We start from the raw sequence: 17,378 nt of genomic DNA, 5'->3' as shown, positions 1-17,378 counted from the left end.
AGGCCCCTTTCACGGGATTTCGGCGCGAATCGCGGAAGCCATGACCGTCCGTACCGGCACGGGCGGGTCATCTGTGATCCGGGTAATTCCGGCGAGACCGACGCCGAGCATCAGCAGGCGAGCGGCGGCCGCTCGCGCCTGGGTCGCATCGGCGACGGAACCGGACAGCACGGCGGTGAGTACGTCGGTCAATTGCGTGAGGGTTTCGACATAGCTGCTCGCCACCGGGCCGCGCAGTTGGGCGTGCGCACCGGCCTCGGCCCAACGAGCCAGTGCGTGACCCTCGCCGTCACCGACCAGGTCGGAGAAGAACAGTGTCAGCGCGGCGGCCGGCTCGAGGTCGAGGATCGCGTGCTGGTAGGCCGCTATCTCGCGGGCCGCGTACTGCCGCCACGCATCGGCGGCGAGTTCGTCGGTCGAGGAGAAGTGATGGTGAATCTGTCCTTGTGAGCCGCCGAGCTCGCTCGCGACGGTGCGAGCCGTCACCGCGCTCAGTCCATCTCGTGCCACCACCGTGGCTGCCGCCTCGACGATCGATTGGCGACGCGCGGCACGGGCCAGGTAAGCCATCGATCTCTCCATCGCACGTGTCGTTCGGCCTCGGACACCGAACGTCAGGGTGCGATCGTACGCGAGCGGGAAATTGACTGGACAGCCAATTTGTACATGGGTACAAATTGGCTATGCCCACTGCAATCCGATCCCTGTCCACCCCAGACCTCGACCGTGCCGCGCAGGTACTCGGCGAGGCCTTCGTCGACTACCCCTGGACGAATTGGTGCGTCGCGGAAGACGATCACCTACAACGCATTTCGTCGCTACAGCGCATCTATCTCGAACACATGGCGCTTCCGTACGGGAGCGCCTACATCGACACCACCGGCCATGGCGTGATCGCTTTCCTGCCGCCCGACACCCCAGCGCCGAGCGCGGCGGTGTCGGCCGAAATCGCGGACCTGCACGGCGACCGACTGGATCACCTGCTGGTGGCCGAGAAACGAATGTCGACGCTGCCGGTGCCCGACGGCGCGTGGCTATTGGCCACCATCGGTACCACACCACAATCCAGGGGAGCCGGCCTCGGCACGGCGCTGATGAAACATGGCCTGACCGAACTGGATCGAGCCGGGCATGCCTGCTGGCTGGACACCTCGACCGAACGAAACCTCCCGCTGTATCATCGGTTCGGGTTCTCGGTGGTCGACCACATCACGCTCGACGGTGGCCTGTCCGTGTGGCGAATGCACCGTCGCGAAGCCTAGCGAGCCATGCCATGCGAGACCGATGTCGCAATACGGGTCACACGATCACCCAACAGCCGCGACCCTGCTCGTTTCGGAGCTGTGTGTTGTCAGGGCAGCGGGCGTAGGCCGATGGCTGTTCGTGCGCTGATGTAGACGAGGCGGTCGTCGGGCTGGGACAGTGGCGTGCCGTTCGCGGTGAGGGCGTAGGGGTCTGAGTGGATGGCGCTGAAGGGGATGTCCCAGAGTGAGTCGCCGGTGGTGGGGTCGAGGGCGGTGAGGCCGCTGGGGTGGGTGATGACGATCGAGTCGGTGGTGGTGGCGACGGTTTCGATAGGGGCGGAGTGAGGGCGTTGCCAGCGGCGGTGGCCGGTGTGCATGTCGAGGGCTGTCAGCGTTTGGGCTTCCGGGTCGGCCAGGAGGGCGGTGTCGTCGACGACGGCCACGAGGGTCGAGATGGAAGTGGCCTCCAGGTCGGGGGAGGTCCACACGGTGGCGCCGGTGCGGCGGTCGTAGGCGTGGTTGCCGAGGACGACGGGGATCGTGTCGTCGGCAGGCTGATCGAGCAGGGTGCGGCCGGGGGTTTCGGTCGTGGCCAGTGGTTTGCCGGTGCGGTCGAGGATGTCGGTGCCGGTGTCGCAGGAGACGCGCCGCACCAGCGCACCCGCGAGGGCGCTCGACCAGCCGCAGCCCATGCGGGTGGCGGTCCAGGTGCGCGCACCGGTGTCGATGTCGAAGCCTGCCAGGTCGCTGCTGAGCGCGAGCACGCCCTGGCCGTGTGTGACGTCGATGATGATGTCCATCAACACGTCCTCCCAGGCGCCGCCCAGCGCGAACTGCGAGGTCCAGAACCGATCCGGGTCCTGCAACGTGCCCGCTCGCACGCGCACGTCGTCGTCTTCCGCGTTGCCCTCCACCAGATACACCCGGTCCTCGGTGGCCGCGATCGCGAAAGGAGACCAGTCGATCGGGGTGCGTGTCGATTGTCCCGTGGACAGGTCGTAGCCGACCACCGCCGTATCGTCGGCGCTGAACCCCGTGAAGCACACCAGGTGCCCGTCGACGGGCACGTCGGCGCAGCCACCGAGATAGGCGGCGGGCGCACGCCAGCGGATGTTCCCGTCGTACGCATCGATGCCGTACAGGGTCGAGGCCTCCCCGGTGCCGACCGCGGTCACCAGGATGTCGTCGGTCGCGACGAAACCGGCACTATCGGAATCGTATTCGGTGCCGAATACCGGCGAACGGAAGACCGCATCTGCTGACCCGGACAACTCGGACGCGCTCACCGACCAGGCCAGACCCGGTGCGGCACTGTTGGTTCCGGTGATCTTGCGAGTGGTATCGACGGGTTGTGACAACACCACCACCGCCCCGACGCCGGTGACGAGCGCGGCGACAGCGGCGACGATCAGCCCACGTAGCCCCGGCGTCGTCACGGCGTCACCGAACCCGGTGCGAGAGCGATCTTTTCGAGTTGTTCGAACGGCATCGGTGACGACGGCCTTTCCGCTCGACAGGTGACGTCGATGCGGGTGCCGTCCGGTTTGGTCAGAACGACGGTCCGCACGAATTCGTCGGCGGTGCGCCCGGATTGATCGGCGGTGGTGAAGTTTTCCTCACGGGTTTCGATCACGGTGCCGTCGGCGCTGGTCCGTGCGGAACCGCCATACTTCGGTTGAGTGTTCGGCATCGGCTGACCTGCGGCGATCGACACGGTCAGCGTGGACGGCTGCCCCGGCGTCGTGACCCGAACCGCCTGACACAGGCCAAGACCGAAACCGTCGGGCCGCACGTCGCCGAGCGGGCGGTCGGTGCTTACCCCGTCGAGCGCGCCGGCCAGCGCCGCGTTCACCCGCGCTGCTACCGCTTCGCCGAGTGTCGGCGAAGCGTCCACGCGCACATGACAAGGCGGCGGCGGTTCGATGGTGCCCGGCGGAATCGGATCGCCGACACCGAGCCCGTCGGCGATCGCGACCGCGACCAGCTCATCCCTGGTGAGCGGCACGGTTCCGGTCGGCATCGACACCGACGGAGCATCGGTGGAGCGGACCACTATCCGGCTGCCATCGGGGCGATAGGCCATGACGCTGCGTGACAATGTGCGAAAACCGTCGAGCTCCTCCCAGGTGTCGTGCAGGTCGACGGTCGAACCGTCCGGCATGGTCCGGCGCTCGTCGAGCCAACCCGCCGTGCATGCCGGGACCGGGTCTGCGGACTGTTCGACGGTCACCGACAGCGTCCCGGCACCCGCGCCGCGCCGCAGGTCCGCCCAGGCATCGGTGAATCCACCGAACGGGCTGTCGGGTTCCCCGAGGATCGGAGTGAACAGCAGTGATCGGTCGGGCGGCCCGAATTCGAGCGTCACATCGGTCGGGAGCGCGGCACGCAGCGCCGTCGACATCGCGACGGCCTTCCGTCCGGAGAACCACGGATAGGCCGGGTTGTCGTATTCGCCGGGACCGAAGACTGCGCCATACGTCTCGTCGGACGACGGTGCTTCGACACTCGAACAGCCGGGAATCTGCGTCGGGAACGTCACGGACGGGCGAACCCGGACCGGCGTCGGCGGTTCGGGTTCGGGCGTGGGGGAAACAGTGGTGGTGGGCGGCGCGGTGGTGAGCTCGGGTTCCGGTTCGTGCAGGAGCCCTCCGACGATCACCCCACCGGCCACCGCTGTGAAGCTCCACAGCCCGACCGTCCACGCCGTGATCGCGCGCGCAGGCGTCTTGTCCGACATCCGGTCTCCTCGGGAACGGCTCGGACATACGTTGGCGCTGTCCGAGTTGCTCAGATCGTAGAAGATCCGGTTCATCCCGCCCGACCTCGAGGAGTTCGTACAGGCACGGGTGCTGGAAGTCTGGGGCAACTGTGCATTGCTCATCGGTGTTGTCCGGCATACGGAATGTGGGCGTCGTGATCGTCTACTCGACGAGTCATCAGGGTTGTGATCAGCTCGGAGAGTGCAAGTTCTGGGTGTGTAGGCGGGCGGCGAGCCGCTCGTCGACCTGGGGCCAGTCTTCCGCGGTGATCGAGAAGAGAGCGGTGTCGCGGATTGTGCCGTCCGCGCGACGGAATTCACGGCGCAGCGTTCCTTCGTAGTGGGCGCCGAGTCGGGCGATGGCTTGCTGGGAGCGGTGGTTTCTGACGTCGGTTTTGATCTGGACGCGTCCGGCACGCATCGTGTCGAACGCGAAGCCGAGCAGTAGCCGTTTGGTCTCGGGGTTGACCGTGGTTCCCCAGACGGTAGGTGTGTAGACGGTCGCACCGATTTCCAGCCGCGCGTCGCGGACACCCACATTGAGGTAGGAGGTCATGCCGACGATCGAGCCGGCGGGCCGGTCGCGGATGTTGCGGTTGAGGCGGACGATCCAGGGATGCCATTCTGGATGCGTACGCCAATGCGCGAGCTGGGCCGCGAGTTGAGCCGTATCGCGGGTGCGTAGCGGGATGTGCGTCCATGCTTGCTCGTAATCGAGCGCCTCGAACAGTCCGGCCGCATCGGATTCCGGGTCCGCCGTTGTCAGTGTGACCACATCGCCCACCAGTTCGGTGTCGTCGGGAATCGGCCACATCAGCTCGGGCCACGGCTTGTCTTCGGGCCGTGGGTCCGGCACGGGCTCGAACCGTGCCGAATCGGTATACGGGGTCACGAAATGATCGTAAGGCCAACATGTTTCAGTACAGCGTCGGCAACAAGCTCGATCGCCCACGCGACTGCCGCCGGTGGCCATGCGATGTGTCGGCCGTTGACCGCTCAGCCGCCGAGGGTGTCGGTGAGCGTGCCGATCGCGTAGGTCACCGCCATGGCCAGTGCGCCGCCGACGACGACCCGCAGCACTGCTCTGCCTCGCGCGCTTCCGCCGAGTCGCGCGCTCAGCGACCCGGTGAGCGCGAGCGCTACGAGTACTGCCACGAAGGTCACCGGCACCCGCCAGTGTGCCGGTGGCAGCACGATCGCCAGTAGCGGGAGCAGCGCCCCGCAGGTGAACGCGATCGCCGAGGAGCCTGCGGCGGCCCATGGATTGGTGAGTTCGCTCGGATCGAGTTTGAGTTCGGCTTCGGCGTGGGCGGTGAAGGCGTCATGGGCGGTCAGTTCCTCGGCTACCTTGCGCGCGGTCGCCGGGCTCAGGCCCTTGGCCTGGTAGATCTCGGTGAGCTCGGCCAGTTCGTAATCGGGGAAATCGGCCAGTTCCCGCCGTTCCTTGGCCAGCAGCGCCTTCTCCGAATCGCGTTGAGTGCTCACCGATACGTACTCGCCGGCCGCCATCGAGATCGCGCCCGCGACGAGTCCGGCCACGCCCGCGGCGAGGATCGTCGTGCTGTCGTTCGTCGTCGCCGCGACACCGACCACCAGCCCGGCGGTGGAAACGATGCCGTCGTTGGCGCCGAGTACCCCGGCGCGCAGCCAGTTCAGCCGGGAGGCGAGGCCCTCGGCATGGGGTTCGTGCGGGTGGGTGTCAGTCGGCGAGTCCTGCACCCGATCAGCCTAAACGAGCTCGTCGCACCGCTGGTTCACGAAGACCTCGACGTGGCCGATGTCTAGGCTGTCGAGCATGACGAAGTCGGGGGTGGCGTCGGAGGCGGTCGAGACATCGCGAACATGGCGGTACGTCATGCGCGCGACAACTGTGGCGTCGTGCTTCGGGATCGCGGTGTTGCTGTTCGAGGTGGTCACCGACTACACCTTGATGGCTCTGCTGCTGGCGGGTGCTGTGCTGCTCGCGGCTGGGGTGGCGTGGATGGTTCTCGCCCCGATCGGATGCGCGAAGTACCGCGAGTACCGGGCTGTCGTGACCGCTCCGCTCGTGGTGGGAATCGGTGTGGCGCTGGTGTTTTCGGGAGTACCGGATCGGCTCGCCTGGTGGTTGTCCGAAGATTCGTTCACGCGTGCCGCGCAGGCGTGCGCGAAGGGTGGTGCGGCCTGGTTCGGTGTGATGCACGTCGACAACGTCTATCCGTACGACGGCGGGTGCATTTTCGCGATCTACCCCACCGACGGCGGTGTCGCCTACTTCGCTCCCGGATCGACACCGCCGAGCGGGCCGCCGCGACCCTATGAACACGTGTACGAGCACTTCGCCCCGAACTGGTACCGCTTCAGCACACCGATCGTGCACGACTGACTTCCTCCGCTGCCTGTCCACGGGAATTCTGCTGAGCCTCCTGGCATCTCGGGTGCACGGTAGGGTCCGGGCGTGGCGACGATACGGGAGCTTCAACGGCACGACTGGCGAGGTTCGAGGCCGTGGTCGAGGCGATTGACGATCACCGCAGTCGGTTAGAGTCCGTGGCGTGTCTGTGAATGTCGGTGTCTTCGTGGAGATCTCCGGGTTGCGCGACGATCGGGAGCAGGTGGGGATGACCACGTTGTTGACCGAGGTCGTGCGGGCGGAGCGGTTGGACGACGAAGTGTTCGTGAGTATGCGGGGTGAGGGGGACGACCTTGCTGTGTGCGCCGATTCCGGCGACCACAAGGTGATCTTCGCCGGGTTCTTCCGGTGGCAGGCCGACTTCGAGCGGCGGCTCACGGCGCGGGTAACGCAGCTGGTGCCGCATGCGCGGGTGCGTTTCGGATGGGAGCACGAAGATGATTTCTGATCCACGCATCGACGGTCCATGGGCCGACCAGCTTCCCGACCCGGTGCCGGTGGTGCATCGAGACCTCGAGGTGCGCGTCGGCGGCTGGGACTTGACGACGCTCACTCGTGCGCACCTCCAGTACTGGGTGGGTTGTATCCCTCTGCAGTTCGGCAACACCTTCATGGTCGTGTCGCGCAAGGATCAGCCAGGATTCATCCAGACCTACCGCAACGGCGCCGACGACTACGACCTCGAGTTGTCTGATGCACCCCCTGAGGTCAGGCGCACGGTCATCCGGGACGAGGCACAACTCGTCGAGATCCTGTGGGCCTGGCTCGAAGATGATCGCGAAACGGTCGACGCCCTGGATTGGGGTCCTCTCGAGCAACCGTGACAGACGGGCCGACGAGCAAGGGGTTCGCGAGATATGCGTGGCAGTCCGGTGGTCTGAGAGGGGGCGTGCCACCGGGTACCGTTGGGCGGTGAACCCAGCCGACGCGCGACTCCTCAAAGACGGTGACCTCGATACTCGCGAGGAGAACCTGCGGCAGCTGCTGCTGCGCACCGAGAAGGGTGACGCATCGGCGGCGGAAACTCTGCGTGCGCTCGTGCGGGACTATCGCGACTATCACCGGTCGCTGTACAGCCGGGCGCTGAATCGGGCTGGACTCTTCGGCGACGACACTCTGCGCGAGCCACTGCTCGCTTCCCTTGCCGACACCCGCTACAACTGCCAGGCGTGGGCGGCGATGGGCTGTGCTGCCCTGGGCTTCCACGACGCGGTCCCGGGACTGGTCGCCATGCTCGACCACCCGCAGGACATCGCCCGCGACCAGGCGATCGTCGCGCTGGGTGTGCTCGGCGACGAGTCGGTGGTGCCTGCTCTCGTGCCCCTGCTGGGGGACTCGAACAGCGGTATGCGCGAGCGTGCCGCCGAAGCCCTCGGCATGATCGGCGGCGACGCGGCACTGGCCGCCCTCTGGGACGAATTCGAGAACCGCCGCTACTACCGCATCGGCTACATCGCCAGCGCACTGTCCGAATTCGCCCCGGAGATCATTCCGCGACTGATCGAAGCCGCCGCGAGCGCGGACCCCGACCAGCGCTACTGGGCGGCCGTCGCCCTCGGCTCGACCGGCGACGACCGCGCGGTGCCGACACTGGAACGGCTGATGGCCACCGACCGCGGCTCGACGGTGTTCGACGGCATGGTGAGCGTTGCCGCGAAGAAGGGCCTGCGCACACTGCGCCGCATCCAGGCCGCGATCGCCGCCCGCGAATCCTGATCGACCGGCACGTCGGCGCCGGTCCCGCACGGTTCTCCCGCGAGCAGGTCAGCTCCGCGGCAAGTGCGGGTCCATCCAGCGCAGCATCCGATCCACCGAATCCGCGCAGTCACCGTGCGCCCCTGACTCCGCCCATTCGATCAACGCGGCGAAGGTGGCGGACTGGTAGGCGGTCGCCATGGCCCGGCAGATGGCGGCGGGGGAGTTGGGCAGCCGATCGGCCAGGTAGGCCGAGAGCGTATCGATCCACGGTCGATAGATCCGCGGTGCGGTCGCGGCCAGTTCCGGCTCCGACGAGATCAGCCGCAGCCAATCCGGCGCGAGCTCCTGGATCCGTGGATCGCGCGACACCGATTCGACGATCGCGGTCCTGACGACCACCGCGGGCGCCTCATCGGCGGCGGCCCCGGCGAGGGTCGCACGCAGCCGCTCCGTCGCCGGTGCGACACCGATCCAGGCGATGTCGGATCGGGAAGAGAAGTGCCGCAACAGGGTTCGTGTGCTCACGCCCGTGGCCTCGGCGAGCTCGTTCCAGCCGGTGGTGGCAAACCCGCGCTCGGTCCACAACCGCAACGCACCGGCGGACACGGCCGCGGTGTCCAGCACGGAGGGGCGGCCGGGACGGCGGGCAGCTGGCTGGGTCACGGCGAAAGCCAAACAGTTTTGGCGAAGTGTGTCAATATCGGTGGGCCGTCACCGAAACAGGAGAAAAGTATGGATTTCGTCAACTCGTCCGCGATCGTCACGGGCGGCGCGTCGGGCCTCGGCTTGGCGACCGTGCAGGAACTGCACGCCAAGGGCGCCAAGGTCGTCATCGTCGACCTGCCCTCGTCCAACGGCGCGGCCATCGCCAAGGAACTCGGCGAGGGTGCGGCTTTTGCGGCCGCGGATGTGACCGATGAATCGGCGGTGGTCGCGGCACTCGATGTCGCCGAATCGCTGGCCCCGCTGCGCATCGCCGTGAACTGCGCCGGAATCGGCAACGCGATCAAGACGGTCGGCAAGAAGGGTGCCTTCCCGCTCGCCGACTTCACCAAGGTGATCAACGTGAATCTCGTCGGCACCTTCAATGTGATCCGGCTGGCCGCCGAACGCATGTCGGCCACCGAACCTGTCGGTGAGGAGCGCGGCGTCATCATCAACACCGCCTCGGTCGCCGCCTACGACGGCCAGATCGGCCAGGCCGCCTACTCGGCGTCCAAGGGCGGCATCGTCGGCCTGACCCTCCCGGTCGCACGCGACCTGGCGAGCTTCAAGATCCGCGTCGTCACCATCGCGCCCGGCCTGTTCCGCACGCCGCTGTTCGAGACGCTGCCCGAGGAGGCCCTGCAGTCCCTCGGCGCCCAGGTCCCGCACCCCTCCCGTCTCGGCCGGCCGGCCGAGTTCGCCGCGTTGGCTCGCCACATCGTGGAGAACCCGATGCTCAACGGCGAAACCATCCGCCTCGACGGCGCCATCCGCATGGCCCCGCGCTGAATCGGACTGTGCCGCAGGCCATCCGGCCGCGACGTTTGCGTGGCCGGATGCGGTTCGCCTCGACGTTGTTCAGCGAAGTGCGTTGTCATCTGTCCGTTATCACAACGTTGTGCACTCGAAGCCGGTTGCTATGGTGAGGACGCAAGAGTGTTCGTTCGGATGAAGGAAGACAATGGGAAGTACTGTCCTCGACGTCATCGCTTTGGTGACGAACCGCGCTGCGGAGTTCTGGAACTGGATGGCGACCGGATCGTCGGGGTTCCCGCCGCTGTGATCGGCTGACACACCATATTTGTCTACGAAACCTCCGAAGGCCCTTAGGTTTTCGGGGGTTTCGTGGTTTCCGGAATGGGGCCGCGGCCGGGTTTGTGTCGTACCCCGGCGCTACCGTTGGCGCACAACCCGAGTCGAGGAGGGTGACGATGACCGACAGTATCGAGGGTGCCAGGGAACGGGCGAGGCGCCCGGAGGATCTGAGCAGACTGGTGGTCGAACGGTTGAACGCCGGCGATGTGGACGGCCTGGTCGAGCTGTACGAGAGCGACGCGGTGCTCGCGTTGCCCGACGGTGTCGTCGCCACCGGGATCGAGGAGATCAGGGCCGCCTACGCCCGGCTCGTCGCCGACCGTCCGGTGTTCCAGCCGGGCCCGCAGGCACCGGCATTACGCGCGGGCGACCTCGCGCTCACGTCCTCCCGTCTGCCCGGCGGTACCGGGGCGACCGTCGAAGTGGCCCGCAGGCAGCCCGACGGGACGTGGCGCTGGATCCTCGATCAACCCAACGTGCTCGGATGAGCACGGCGCACAACGGTTCCCGGTGCGTCAGTTCTGGTTCAGGCCGGTGGAGAGCACGACGACGACCTTCTCGTCGGTGACCTCGCTGACGCGCACGTCCATCCCTTGCGCGGGCTGGGATTCCCCGGCGGGCACGGTCACTTCCTGACCGCCGATGCGCAGGGTGACGATATTGCCGTTCACGGCGACCAGTTCGGCGTCGATGCCGAGTACCGACGCCTTGGCGTTCACGCCTCGGTCGAAGGTCACGGTGCAACCGCTGACGGTGCATTCGGAGGTGGTTCCCGGCCCGGTGACGGTGCAGGCGGCGGCGGAGAGGGGGAGCAGCAGGGCGAACGCGAGGAGCGTGATCCGCCGTCGAACAGACATGCGATGAGTGTAATCGGGATTCGAACCGGCAACGGATCGGTCTCGTCGGGTTGGTCCGTGATCTCGGCGGGGTAGTTCTTTACCGAGAGGTAGCCAGGCATCGCAGGCGGAGGTGCGAGACATGGACATGAGCGCGATGACGACGGCGAGTCGCTGGTGGTGGCGGCCGGGGTGGACCCCGGGCCGTTCCTTCTACGACTGGCAGGTGATGCCGACGCAGCCCGTCGCCGACAAGCTCGTGGAGATCTTCGCCCCTACTGTGGCGCGGGTGCCCGGTCTCGAACAAGTCGACGCGCCGCGTCTGCGGGTGGAAGTGCAGGGCGTGGGCTTCGTCGACGGGGTGAAGGGCGTCGATCTGGCCCGTCTGGTCGAGGGTTCACGTGGCCTGCTCGCCGAGCACGCGCCGTTTCCCATCACCTTCGGCCCGCCGGTGGTCGCCGCCGACGGGGTGCGATTACCCATCGCGTTGCCCGAGGAGTTGCTGCGTGTCCGTGAGGACCTCACTCGCGCGTTGACCGATGTCTGGATCCGGGAGCGCGTCCCCGAGTTCGGTGAGCCGTTGCTCCCGTACCTGGCGCTGGCCTACACGAAGACACCGGTGCCGGTCGGCGAGATCGAGAACGCGCTCGCCGCCGACGGGTTCGCCGACTTCACCCTCGACGACACGGTCTCGTCGTTGTCGCTGGTCGAGTTGGTGTGCGAGAACGGTCGGTACGACTGGTCGGAAGTGGTGACCGCCGAGTTGTCGCGCGACCCGCATCCGCTGCTCGAACGCCTCGGTGCGGGGACCGCGCTGGCCGGTTCGCCGCGCTAGTTGTTGCTGGCCATGAGGTTGTTGACGTGCTTTGGGGGTGGCGACGCAGGCGGCTACGATGAGTCGTATGTCGAGCCCTGAATCGGACACTCAGGGGCTTTCGGTCACTCCGTTAGCCCCTCACCTCCGCTGACCCCCCTAGCTCCTCGCTGCCCACTACGCGCAGCATGTCATTCGGGTGTCCCTTGGGCGCTGACCGTGGTGACGAGACGTTCTCTTGTTCGTACTCTCGCTTCGGAGCTATCTCGATGCCTTTCGCTCTCTATCTTCTTGCCCTGGTGGTCTTCGCCATGGGTACTTCCGAATTCATGCTCGCCGGCCTCGTGCCCGACATCTCCACATACTTCAGCGTTTCCGTGGGGACCGCTGGTCTCCTGACATCGGCGTTCGCCGCAGGGATGGTGATCGGTGCACCGGCGATGGCCGCGCTCACTCGTCGCCTCCCCGTGAAGGCGACACTCCTAGGTTGCGTGATCGTATTCGCGCTATCCCACGTCGTCGGGGCACTCACGCCGGATTTCACTGTTCTGTTCATCACGCGCGTGATCGCGGCGATCGTGAATGCAGGCTTTCTGGCGGTCGCGTTGGGTGCGGCGACGAGACTCGTAGCACCCGATGCCAAGGGTCGGGCCGTGGCGATTCTGCTGGCGGGTACCACCGTCGCCACCGTCGCCGGCGTCCCCGCAGGTGCTCTGCTTGGGACGGCACTCGGTTGGCAGTCGACGTTCTGGGCGATCGCTCTTCTCTGCGTCCCCGCTGCGATCGGCATTGCCGTGGGCTTCACCGCTGACGCCGACGACCCGTCAAAGGAGGAGTCGTCCTCGACCTCGCTGCGCGTGGAACTGGCGCAGCTGTCCTCCCCGCGCCTCGTTCTAACTATGCTGCTCGCCGCCCTGGTGAATGCCGGCACCTTCGCCACGCTCACCTTTCTCGCGCCGATCGTTACGGACACGGCCGGCCTGAGCCAGTGGTGGGTACCGGTGGCTCTTGTGCTCTTCGGCGTCGGCTCCTTCATCGGCGTCACCGTTGCGGGACGACTCTCGGATGCCCGACCCGGGAGCCTCATCGTGGGCGGTGGCAGCGTTCTGGTACTCGGGTGGGTCGCGCTGGCGCTCTTTGCAACGAACCCCGTTGCCCTGCTCGGGCTCGTATTCACTCAGGGTGTGGTGGGGTTTGCCGTCGGGAGCACGCTGATCACACGAGTGCTCTATGCCGCGGCGGGTGCACCCACCATGGCGGGGTCATACGCGACAGCGGCACTCAACGTTGGCGCGGCCGCAGGTCCCGTGCTCGCCTCTGCCGCACTCAGCGTTATGCCGGGCGCGCTCGGACCCGTTTGGGTAGCCGTGCTCGCGACCACCGCGGCACTGCTGCTCGCAGTTCCGCTTACTCGGCTGATTGCATCCGTCGAGAGCGAGGTGGTCAAGTGACGCACGCAAATTCGCCACTGACGGTCGAAGGTCGTCGTCGACTCGTCGCGCGCTGTCGGACTAGACCTATTTCTCATGTTGCCGCAGAAATGGGGATCTCCCGCGCGACCGCCTCGAAATGGGTCAACAGATACAGACGATTCGGGAAGTTCGGCCTACTGGACCGCTCGTCGTCGCCGATCCGGCAGCCATCTGCAACGCCTGGCCGCCTTGTGAAGCAGATCGAGTCAATGCGACGAGAACATAAGTGGCCAGCGTCCCGTATCGCATTCGAGCTCGAGCAAGCAGGAACACCGGTCAGTCTTCGCACCATCACCCGGCTCCTCGCACAGCTGGGCCTGAACCGGCGCAAGTTTATTGACCCCAACGGCGAGATGAACCGGGAACCGCAACGCATCACCACCAAACGTCCCGGCCACATGGTGCACCTGGACGTTAAGAAGGTCGGTCGCATCCCTGATGGCGGCGGGTGGCGTGTGCACGGCAAAGGCAGCGAGAAAGCCAAAGCTGTCGCACGTAAGAAGACCCGAGGAACTAAGACTGGGTACGTCTACCTGCATTCGGCCATCGACGGGCACACCCGACTCGCGTACACCGAAGCGTTGCCGGACGAGAAAGCCGTCACTGCAGTCGCGTTCCTCGGGCGTGCAAGAGCTTGGTTCGCCGAGCACGGCATCGCCGGGATCGAGCGTGTCGTGACCGACAACGGTTCCTGCTACCGATCCGCGGCTTTCCGCGACGCAGTCGGGAACAGCCGACACCAGCGCATCACCCCATACACTCCCCGACACAACGGCAAAGTCGAGCGCTACAACCGGATCCTCGCCGAGGAGTTTCTTTACGCTCGCACCTGGCGCTCAGAAGACGAACGCGCTGCCGCGCTCGAAGTGTGGAACCGGCACTACAACTATCACCGTCCCCACGGCGCTCACCTCGGGCAACCGCCCGCCTCTGCGACACCGACACGAGTCAGCAACGTCATGGCCTCATACAGCTAGTCCTCGGTCGGCTCGGCCTCGGGTGCCGTCAGACGGACGACACCGGCGTCGAGGTCGAGATCGAGGTGGGGTTCGCGGGCCTGGCCGTCGCTGTCACCGCTGCCTTCGTGCTGCAGCTTCTTGCCAGGAAACATTTCACCCATGATGCCCACGTCTCCACGATAGTCGCGGTAACCACCAGTTCGCCGGTCCCATGAGCTGGACCAGGGCGGGAACCAGCAGCATGCGCACCAGGGTGGCATCCAGGATCAGGGCGATGATCATGCCGATGCCCAGCAAGCGCATGGGCGAGAGCGGTGACAGCGCGAACGCGCCGGTGACCAGCACGAGCAACACGGCAGCGGCGGTGATGACCCGGGCCGTCCGCACGGTCCCGACGCGCACCGCCGTCGCCGTGTCCGCGCCCGCGCGGTGCGCCTCGGCCATCCGTGACAGCAGGAACACCTCGTAATCGGTGGACAACCCGAAGACCACCGCGATGATGAGCACCGTCATGCCCGCCGGCAGCGGCCCGTGACTGATGCCGAGCAGGCTCGCACCGTGACCGCCGACGAAGATCCAGGTGAGCACCCCGAAAGTGGCGGCCAAGCTGAGAAACGCCATGGCCACGGCTTTGAGCGGCAGGATCACCGAGCGGAATGCCACGGTGAGCAGCACCATCGTGACCAGCACCATCACGGCGATCATCAGCGGCAGCCGATCCAGCGTCGCGTCCACACTGTCCAGGGTGGCCGCGGTGTCACCGCCCACCGCGACCGTGGTGGCGCCCGGTGCTTGCAACTCGCGGATAGCGCGGACGGCGGCGGTGGCCTCCTCACTGCGGTCGGCGTGGGTGAGGAAGGCGTGCAGAACGACGAAGTCGTCGTCGCGTCCCACCTGGACGACATCGTCGACACCCGCGACGTCGCCGATCGCGTCGGTCGCGCCCGCCACGGCTGCCGATTGTGGTGGGCCGTCCAGACCCCGCAGCAGCACCGTCGCCCCGCTCGCCGCCGCGGGGAATTGTGCGGTCAGCTCCTCGACCGTGTGACGCATGGGGCTGTCGGCGGGCAAGGCGCGGTGGTCGATCTCGCCGAGACGGATACCGGCCAGCGGTGCGGCGAGGATGAGCAGGACCGCGCCGACGGCGATCGTCACCGTTCCCGGCCTGCGCAGCACCGCGTCGACCACCCGACCCCAGAAGTGCTCGGTGCGTGTGGTCGGTTTCGCGCGCCCGATGCGGGCGCCGAAGAGCACGAGCAACGCCGGCAGCACCGTGAGCGACAGGGCCGCCGCCAATGCGACCGCCGCTACCGCGCCGATACCGAGCGAGCGGAGCACGGCTTGCGGGAAGACGAAGGTGCCCGCGAACGCGCAGATCAGCAGCGCCGCCGACACAGCGACCGTGCGACCGGCACTGGCCATCGTCCGGCCGACCGCGGCGCCGATATCCCCGCCCGCACCGTATTCCTCGCGGAACCGGTTCACCAGGAACAGCCCGTAGTCGATGGCCATACCGAGCCCGAGGAGGGACGCGATATTGACCGCGAAAGTGGTGACCTCGGTGACTTCGGTCAGCAATCGGATGGCACCGAGCGCACCACCGACGGCGAGCATGCCGACCACCACCGGCAATGCGCCCGCCGCGATGCCGCCGAACACCAGCACCAGCACCAGCAGTGTCAACGGCAGCGAAATCGACTCGGCCACAACGAGATCACGCTGGGACCGGTCGATGATCTCGGCATTGAGCGCGCTGTAGCCCGACAGCCGGGTTTCGACACCGGGCACCCGCAGGGTCTCGGCGACAGCGGGATAGGCGGCGATGCGGGCGGTGTCGTCACCGGCGGTGTACACCACGGCCACCGCGTGCCTGCGATCCTCGGAGACCAGGAAGTTCTTGCGCGGCACCACTGCCGACCAGTAACTCTCCACGGGCCGGGCGAGTAGCGCCGGGTCGATGCGGTCGACGGCGGTGCGCACCTGCGGGCCGATCTCGTCGATCGTTCGTCCCTCGGGTGCGGTGTAGAGCGCGACCACATCGGGGCTCTGCGGGCCGAGCTGTTCGGTGACGAAGCGGTCGACCAGGGCGGATTCGCTGCCGCCGTCGATGAACCCGCCCGCACTGAGGCGTTCGGTCACCGTCGCACCGTATGCGGCGCACAACCCGATGAATACCACGACCACGGCGAGGACGGTGCGCGGCCGGGCCGTGACGAACCGGGCGAGTGTGGTCACCGCGCCGAATCCACCACGGGTAGTTCGGCTTCCAGCATCGCGACGATCCGGTCGAGCAGGGCTTCCAGCCGTGCTTCGATCCCGGCACCGTTGCGGGCCGACACGGTGAGCTCGGTGTGGCCGTCGAATTCGGTGAGGCCGAACAGCAACGGCATGGCGACGCTGTGCTGGGGGAGCACGAACAGGCCGGTGGGCCGGAAATCGGGGACCGCGAGGTCGTCGGAGGTGAATCGGCCCATGTGGGAGACGGTGGCCGAGGCCAGGTTGCGGCCCAGCCGCGCGCCGAGCCAGTTCGTCGTCCGCAGCACTCCCCGATTGACCGGGCCAGGGACCAGGGTGATGCGGGTGTTGGCCAGCTGATTCAGTTCCCGCCGCTGCGCGAGCCCGGCTTTGATGTCGTCTTTGACCTGCGCCCAGTCCTGGCCCGGTGCGATGTCGAGGAACAGTGGCAGCGCGAGATTGGCGGTCGAGCGCAGCGCCGGATCGTGACGGCGCAGGTCGACGGGCATCATGATCCGGGAAGTTCCCGGGGTCTCGGCGGCCAGCAGGGCGCAGACACGAGCCAGCGCACCGGGTCCGGCGGCCTGTACGCGCCGGTGCCGCAGCAGATGCCGGGCGGTGCCGCGCCGCTGCCTGCCGCGCCCCACAGCGCTGCGGTAGCGCGGAATCATCGGGGTCGGCTTGCCCGGGGCACCGACCCGGTCGACGAGTTGCTTATCGGCCACCGGGTCCGGTTGCGGAACAGGGTCGGCGCCACGCAGCGCGCGCAGCACATTGGTCGCCCACAGCACCATGCCCATACCGTCCATCACGCCGTGGAACACGCGAAATACCAGGGTCGGTGTGGTCGCGGTGAGCAGCAGCACCTCGACGGTGGCATCCGGGGTCGGCCCGATGTCGCTGGTCAGTACCGGATCGGATTCCAGTGCGGGATAACCGAACTCGTGGTCGTCCACCACCCGGACCGCGGGGGCGATGCCGCTGTCCACCCAGGTATCGCCCTGCCTGCGCAGCCGCGCGCCCGGTGTCACGTCCGCCGCCGCAGCAACTGCCTGGCGCAAGCGCCGCGGGTCGATCGTGCCCTCACCCGGCACGACGAGCTGCATGAGGAAGGGCGGGGCGAGGGTGCGCATGGGGAAGTACATGCGTTCGGTGGTCGTCACGGGTCGA

General features: G+C 67.1%; 21 protein-coding genes. 10 read left to right on the top strand and 11 right to left on the bottom strand.

Translation table 11 applies throughout. The annotated features are described in order from the left end of the window. Positions 1–9: 9 nt before the first annotated feature. Positions 10–570, bottom strand: coding sequence for a TetR family transcriptional regulator (locus ACWEVR_RS11900; RefSeq protein ID WP_452466912.1), 561 nt, complete (start codon positions 568–570; stop codon positions 10–12). A gap of 113 nt (positions 571–683) precedes the next feature. On the opposite strand from ACWEVR_RS11900, the gene ACWEVR_RS11895 reads away from it, so the two are divergent. Then, positions 684–1,262, top strand: a complete 579-nt coding sequence (locus ACWEVR_RS11895) for a GNAT family N-acetyltransferase (protein ID WP_452466911.1) — start codon at positions 684–686, stop codon at positions 1,260–1,262. Positions 1,263–1,351: 89 nt separating this feature from the next. Here ACWEVR_RS11895 and ACWEVR_RS11890 read toward each other — a convergent pair whose 3' ends face one another. From ACWEVR_RS11890 to ACWEVR_RS11870, 5 genes are all read right to left on the bottom strand, one after another. Next, positions 1,352–2,680, bottom strand: a complete 1,329-nt coding sequence (locus ACWEVR_RS11890) for an outer membrane protein assembly factor BamB family protein (protein WP_452466910.1) — start codon at positions 2,678–2,680, stop codon at positions 1,352–1,354. Beyond that, entirely contained in the window at positions 2,677–3,981 is a 1,305-nt protein-coding gene (locus ACWEVR_RS11885; RefSeq protein ID WP_452466909.1) for a hypothetical protein, read from the bottom strand. Before ACWEVR_RS11885 ends, ACWEVR_RS11890 begins: the two co-directional genes overlap by 4 nt. Positions 3,982–4,192: 211 nt before the next feature. Next, positions 4,193–4,894 carry a GNAT family N-acetyltransferase gene (locus ACWEVR_RS11880; protein ID WP_452466908.1) on the bottom strand — a complete coding sequence of 234 codons (702 nt, stop codon included), beginning with the start codon at positions 4,892–4,894 and terminating at the stop codon, positions 4,193–4,195. 104 nt (positions 4,895–4,998) lie between these two features. Further along, positions 4,999–5,721: a VIT1/CCC1 transporter family protein gene (locus tag ACWEVR_RS11875; RefSeq protein WP_452466907.1), complete on the bottom strand. Its 723-nt coding sequence runs from the start codon at positions 5,719–5,721 to the stop codon at positions 4,999–5,001. Positions 5,722–5,730: 9 nt separating this feature from the next. Further along, positions 5,731–5,859, bottom strand: a complete 129-nt coding sequence (locus ACWEVR_RS11870; protein ID WP_452466906.1) for a hypothetical protein — start codon at positions 5,857–5,859, stop codon at positions 5,731–5,733. Between ACWEVR_RS11870 and ACWEVR_RS11865 the strand changes: the two genes are divergently transcribed. The 4 genes from ACWEVR_RS11865 to ACWEVR_RS11850 all read left to right on the top strand — a co-directional run bounded on the left by ACWEVR_RS11865 (position 5,858) and on the right by ACWEVR_RS11850 (position 8,110). After that, positions 5,858–6,367 (top strand): hypothetical protein, encoded by a 510-nt coding sequence (locus tag ACWEVR_RS11865; protein WP_452466905.1) that lies wholly within the window; start codon positions 5,858–5,860, stop codon positions 6,365–6,367. The two genes, ACWEVR_RS11870 and ACWEVR_RS11865, sit on opposite strands and share 2 nt — an antisense overlap. Positions 6,368–6,536: 169 nt before the next feature. After that, entirely contained in the window at positions 6,537–6,842 is a 306-nt protein-coding gene (locus ACWEVR_RS11860; RefSeq protein WP_452466904.1) for a hypothetical protein, read from the top strand. Next, a complete protein-coding gene (locus ACWEVR_RS11855; RefSeq protein ID WP_452466903.1) occupies positions 6,832–7,218 on the top strand; it encodes a hypothetical protein in 387 nt (128 codons plus the stop codon). Before ACWEVR_RS11860 ends, ACWEVR_RS11855 begins: the two co-directional genes overlap by 11 nt. An 88-nt stretch (positions 7,219–7,306) precedes the next feature. Then, the gene (locus tag ACWEVR_RS11850) at positions 7,307–8,110 is read left to right on the top strand and encodes a HEAT repeat domain-containing protein (RefSeq protein WP_452466902.1); all 804 of its coding nucleotides are present in this window, start codon (positions 7,307–7,309) and stop codon (positions 8,108–8,110) included. A gap of 48 nt (positions 8,111–8,158) precedes the next feature. Here the strand turns inward: ACWEVR_RS11850 and ACWEVR_RS11845 are convergent, their stop codons facing one another. After that, positions 8,159–8,755 carry a TetR/AcrR family transcriptional regulator gene (locus tag ACWEVR_RS11845; protein WP_452466901.1) on the bottom strand — a complete coding sequence of 199 codons (597 nt, stop codon included), beginning with the start codon at positions 8,753–8,755 and terminating at the stop codon, positions 8,159–8,161. A 69-nt stretch (positions 8,756–8,824) separates the two neighbouring features. Here ACWEVR_RS11845 and ACWEVR_RS11840 point away from each other — a divergent pair, with 69 nt between their 5' ends. Together ACWEVR_RS11840 and ACWEVR_RS11835 are read left to right on the top strand one after the other, a co-directional pair. Then, the gene (locus tag ACWEVR_RS11840; protein ID WP_452466900.1) at positions 8,825–9,586 is read left to right on the top strand and encodes a 3-hydroxyacyl-CoA dehydrogenase; all 762 of its coding nucleotides are present in this window, start codon (positions 8,825–8,827) and stop codon (positions 9,584–9,586) included. A 422-nt stretch (positions 9,587–10,008) separates the two neighbouring features. Further along, on the top strand, positions 10,009–10,380 hold the full coding sequence (locus ACWEVR_RS11835; protein WP_067489281.1) for a YybH family protein: 372 nt from the start codon (positions 10,009–10,011) through the stop codon (positions 10,378–10,380). Positions 10,381–10,407: 27 nt separating this feature from the next. Here the strand turns inward: ACWEVR_RS11835 and ACWEVR_RS11830 are convergent, their stop codons facing one another. After that, on the bottom strand, positions 10,408–10,749 hold the full coding sequence (locus tag ACWEVR_RS11830) for a hypothetical protein (RefSeq protein WP_452466899.1): 342 nt from the start codon (positions 10,747–10,749) through the stop codon (positions 10,408–10,410). A 121-nt stretch (positions 10,750–10,870) separates the two neighbouring features. On the opposite strand from ACWEVR_RS11830, the gene ACWEVR_RS11825 reads away from it, so the two are divergent. The 3 genes from ACWEVR_RS11825 to ACWEVR_RS11815 all read left to right on the top strand — a co-directional run bounded on the left by ACWEVR_RS11825 (position 10,871) and on the right by ACWEVR_RS11815 (position 13,991). Next, complete coding sequence (locus ACWEVR_RS11825) at positions 10,871–11,563, top strand: hypothetical protein (protein WP_452466898.1); 693 nt, start codon at positions 10,871–10,873, stop codon at positions 11,561–11,563. A 248-nt stretch (positions 11,564–11,811) separates the two neighbouring features. Then, positions 11,812–12,993 (top strand): Cmx/CmrA family chloramphenicol efflux MFS transporter, encoded by a 1,182-nt coding sequence (locus tag ACWEVR_RS11820; protein WP_452466897.1) that lies wholly within the window; start codon positions 11,812–11,814, stop codon positions 12,991–12,993. After that, positions 12,990–13,991, top strand: a complete 1,002-nt coding sequence (locus ACWEVR_RS11815; protein WP_452466896.1) for an IS481 family transposase — start codon at positions 12,990–12,992, stop codon at positions 13,989–13,991. The genes ACWEVR_RS11820 and ACWEVR_RS11815 overlap by 4 nt, the downstream gene beginning before the upstream one ends. Here ACWEVR_RS11815 and ACWEVR_RS11810 read toward each other — a convergent pair. The 3 genes from ACWEVR_RS11810 to ACWEVR_RS11800 are packed head-to-tail and all read right to left on the bottom strand — an operon-like array spanning position 13,988 to position 17,371. Beyond that, the gene (locus tag ACWEVR_RS11810; RefSeq protein ID WP_166655799.1) at positions 13,988–14,134 is read right to left on the bottom strand and encodes a hypothetical protein; all 147 of its coding nucleotides are present in this window, start codon (positions 14,132–14,134) and stop codon (positions 13,988–13,990) included. The two genes, ACWEVR_RS11815 and ACWEVR_RS11810, sit on opposite strands and share 4 nt — an antisense overlap. Further along, a complete protein-coding gene (locus ACWEVR_RS11805) occupies positions 14,127–16,208 on the bottom strand; it encodes an MMPL family transporter (protein ID WP_452466895.1) in 2,082 nt (693 codons plus the stop codon). Before ACWEVR_RS11805 ends, ACWEVR_RS11810 begins: the two co-directional genes overlap by 8 nt. Then, a complete protein-coding gene (locus ACWEVR_RS11800) occupies positions 16,205–17,371 on the bottom strand; it encodes a peptide synthetase (RefSeq protein WP_452466894.1) in 1,167 nt (388 codons plus the stop codon). The genes ACWEVR_RS11805 and ACWEVR_RS11800 overlap by 4 nt, the downstream gene beginning before the upstream one ends. Positions 17,372–17,378: the final 7 nt, after the last annotated feature.

It is taken from the genome of Nocardia sp. NPDC003979 (genome assembly GCF_053605015.1).
The sequence above is the reverse complement of the archived record's forward strand: the minus strand, read 5'-3'. Positions and strand labels throughout refer to the sequence as shown.

What these genes read in the sequence shown, in the direction of transcription:
- ACWEVR_RS11825 (WP_452466898.1), top strand. Translation starts at nt 10,871, where the DNA reads ATGGACATGAGCGCGATGACGACGGCGAGTCGCTGGTGGTGGCGGCCG.
- ACWEVR_RS11855 (WP_452466903.1), top strand. Translation starts at nt 6,832, where the DNA reads ATGATTTCTGATCCACGCATCGACGGTCCATGGGCCGACCAGCTTCCC.
- ACWEVR_RS11870 (WP_452466906.1), bottom strand. Translation starts at nt 5,859, where the DNA reads ATGACGTACCGCCATGTTCGCGATGTCTCGACCGCCTCCGACGCCACC.
- ACWEVR_RS11820 (WP_452466897.1), top strand. Translation starts at nt 11,812, where the DNA reads ATGCCTTTCGCTCTCTATCTTCTTGCCCTGGTGGTCTTCGCCATGGGT.
- ACWEVR_RS11885 (WP_452466909.1), bottom strand. Translation starts at nt 3,981, where the DNA reads ATGTCGGACAAGACGCCTGCGCGCGCGATCACGGCGTGGACGGTCGGG.
- ACWEVR_RS11835 (WP_067489281.1), top strand. Translation starts at nt 10,009, where the DNA reads ATGACCGACAGTATCGAGGGTGCCAGGGAACGGGCGAGGCGCCCGGAG.
- ACWEVR_RS11840 (WP_452466900.1), top strand. Translation starts at nt 8,825, where the DNA reads ATGGATTTCGTCAACTCGTCCGCGATCGTCACGGGCGGCGCGTCGGGC.
- ACWEVR_RS11810 (WP_166655799.1), bottom strand. Translation starts at nt 14,134, where the DNA reads ATGGGTGAAATGTTTCCTGGCAAGAAGCTGCAGCACGAAGGCAGCGGT.
- ACWEVR_RS11900 (WP_452466912.1), bottom strand. Translation starts at nt 570, where the DNA reads ATGGCTTACCTGGCCCGTGCCGCGCGTCGCCAATCGATCGTCGAGGCG.
- ACWEVR_RS11895 (WP_452466911.1), top strand. Translation starts at nt 684, where the DNA reads ATGCCCACTGCAATCCGATCCCTGTCCACCCCAGACCTCGACCGTGCC.
- ACWEVR_RS11865 (WP_452466905.1), top strand. Translation starts at nt 5,858, where the DNA reads ATGCGCGCGACAACTGTGGCGTCGTGCTTCGGGATCGCGGTGTTGCTG.
- ACWEVR_RS11830 (WP_452466899.1), bottom strand. Translation starts at nt 10,749, where the DNA reads ATGTCTGTTCGACGGCGGATCACGCTCCTCGCGTTCGCCCTGCTGCTC.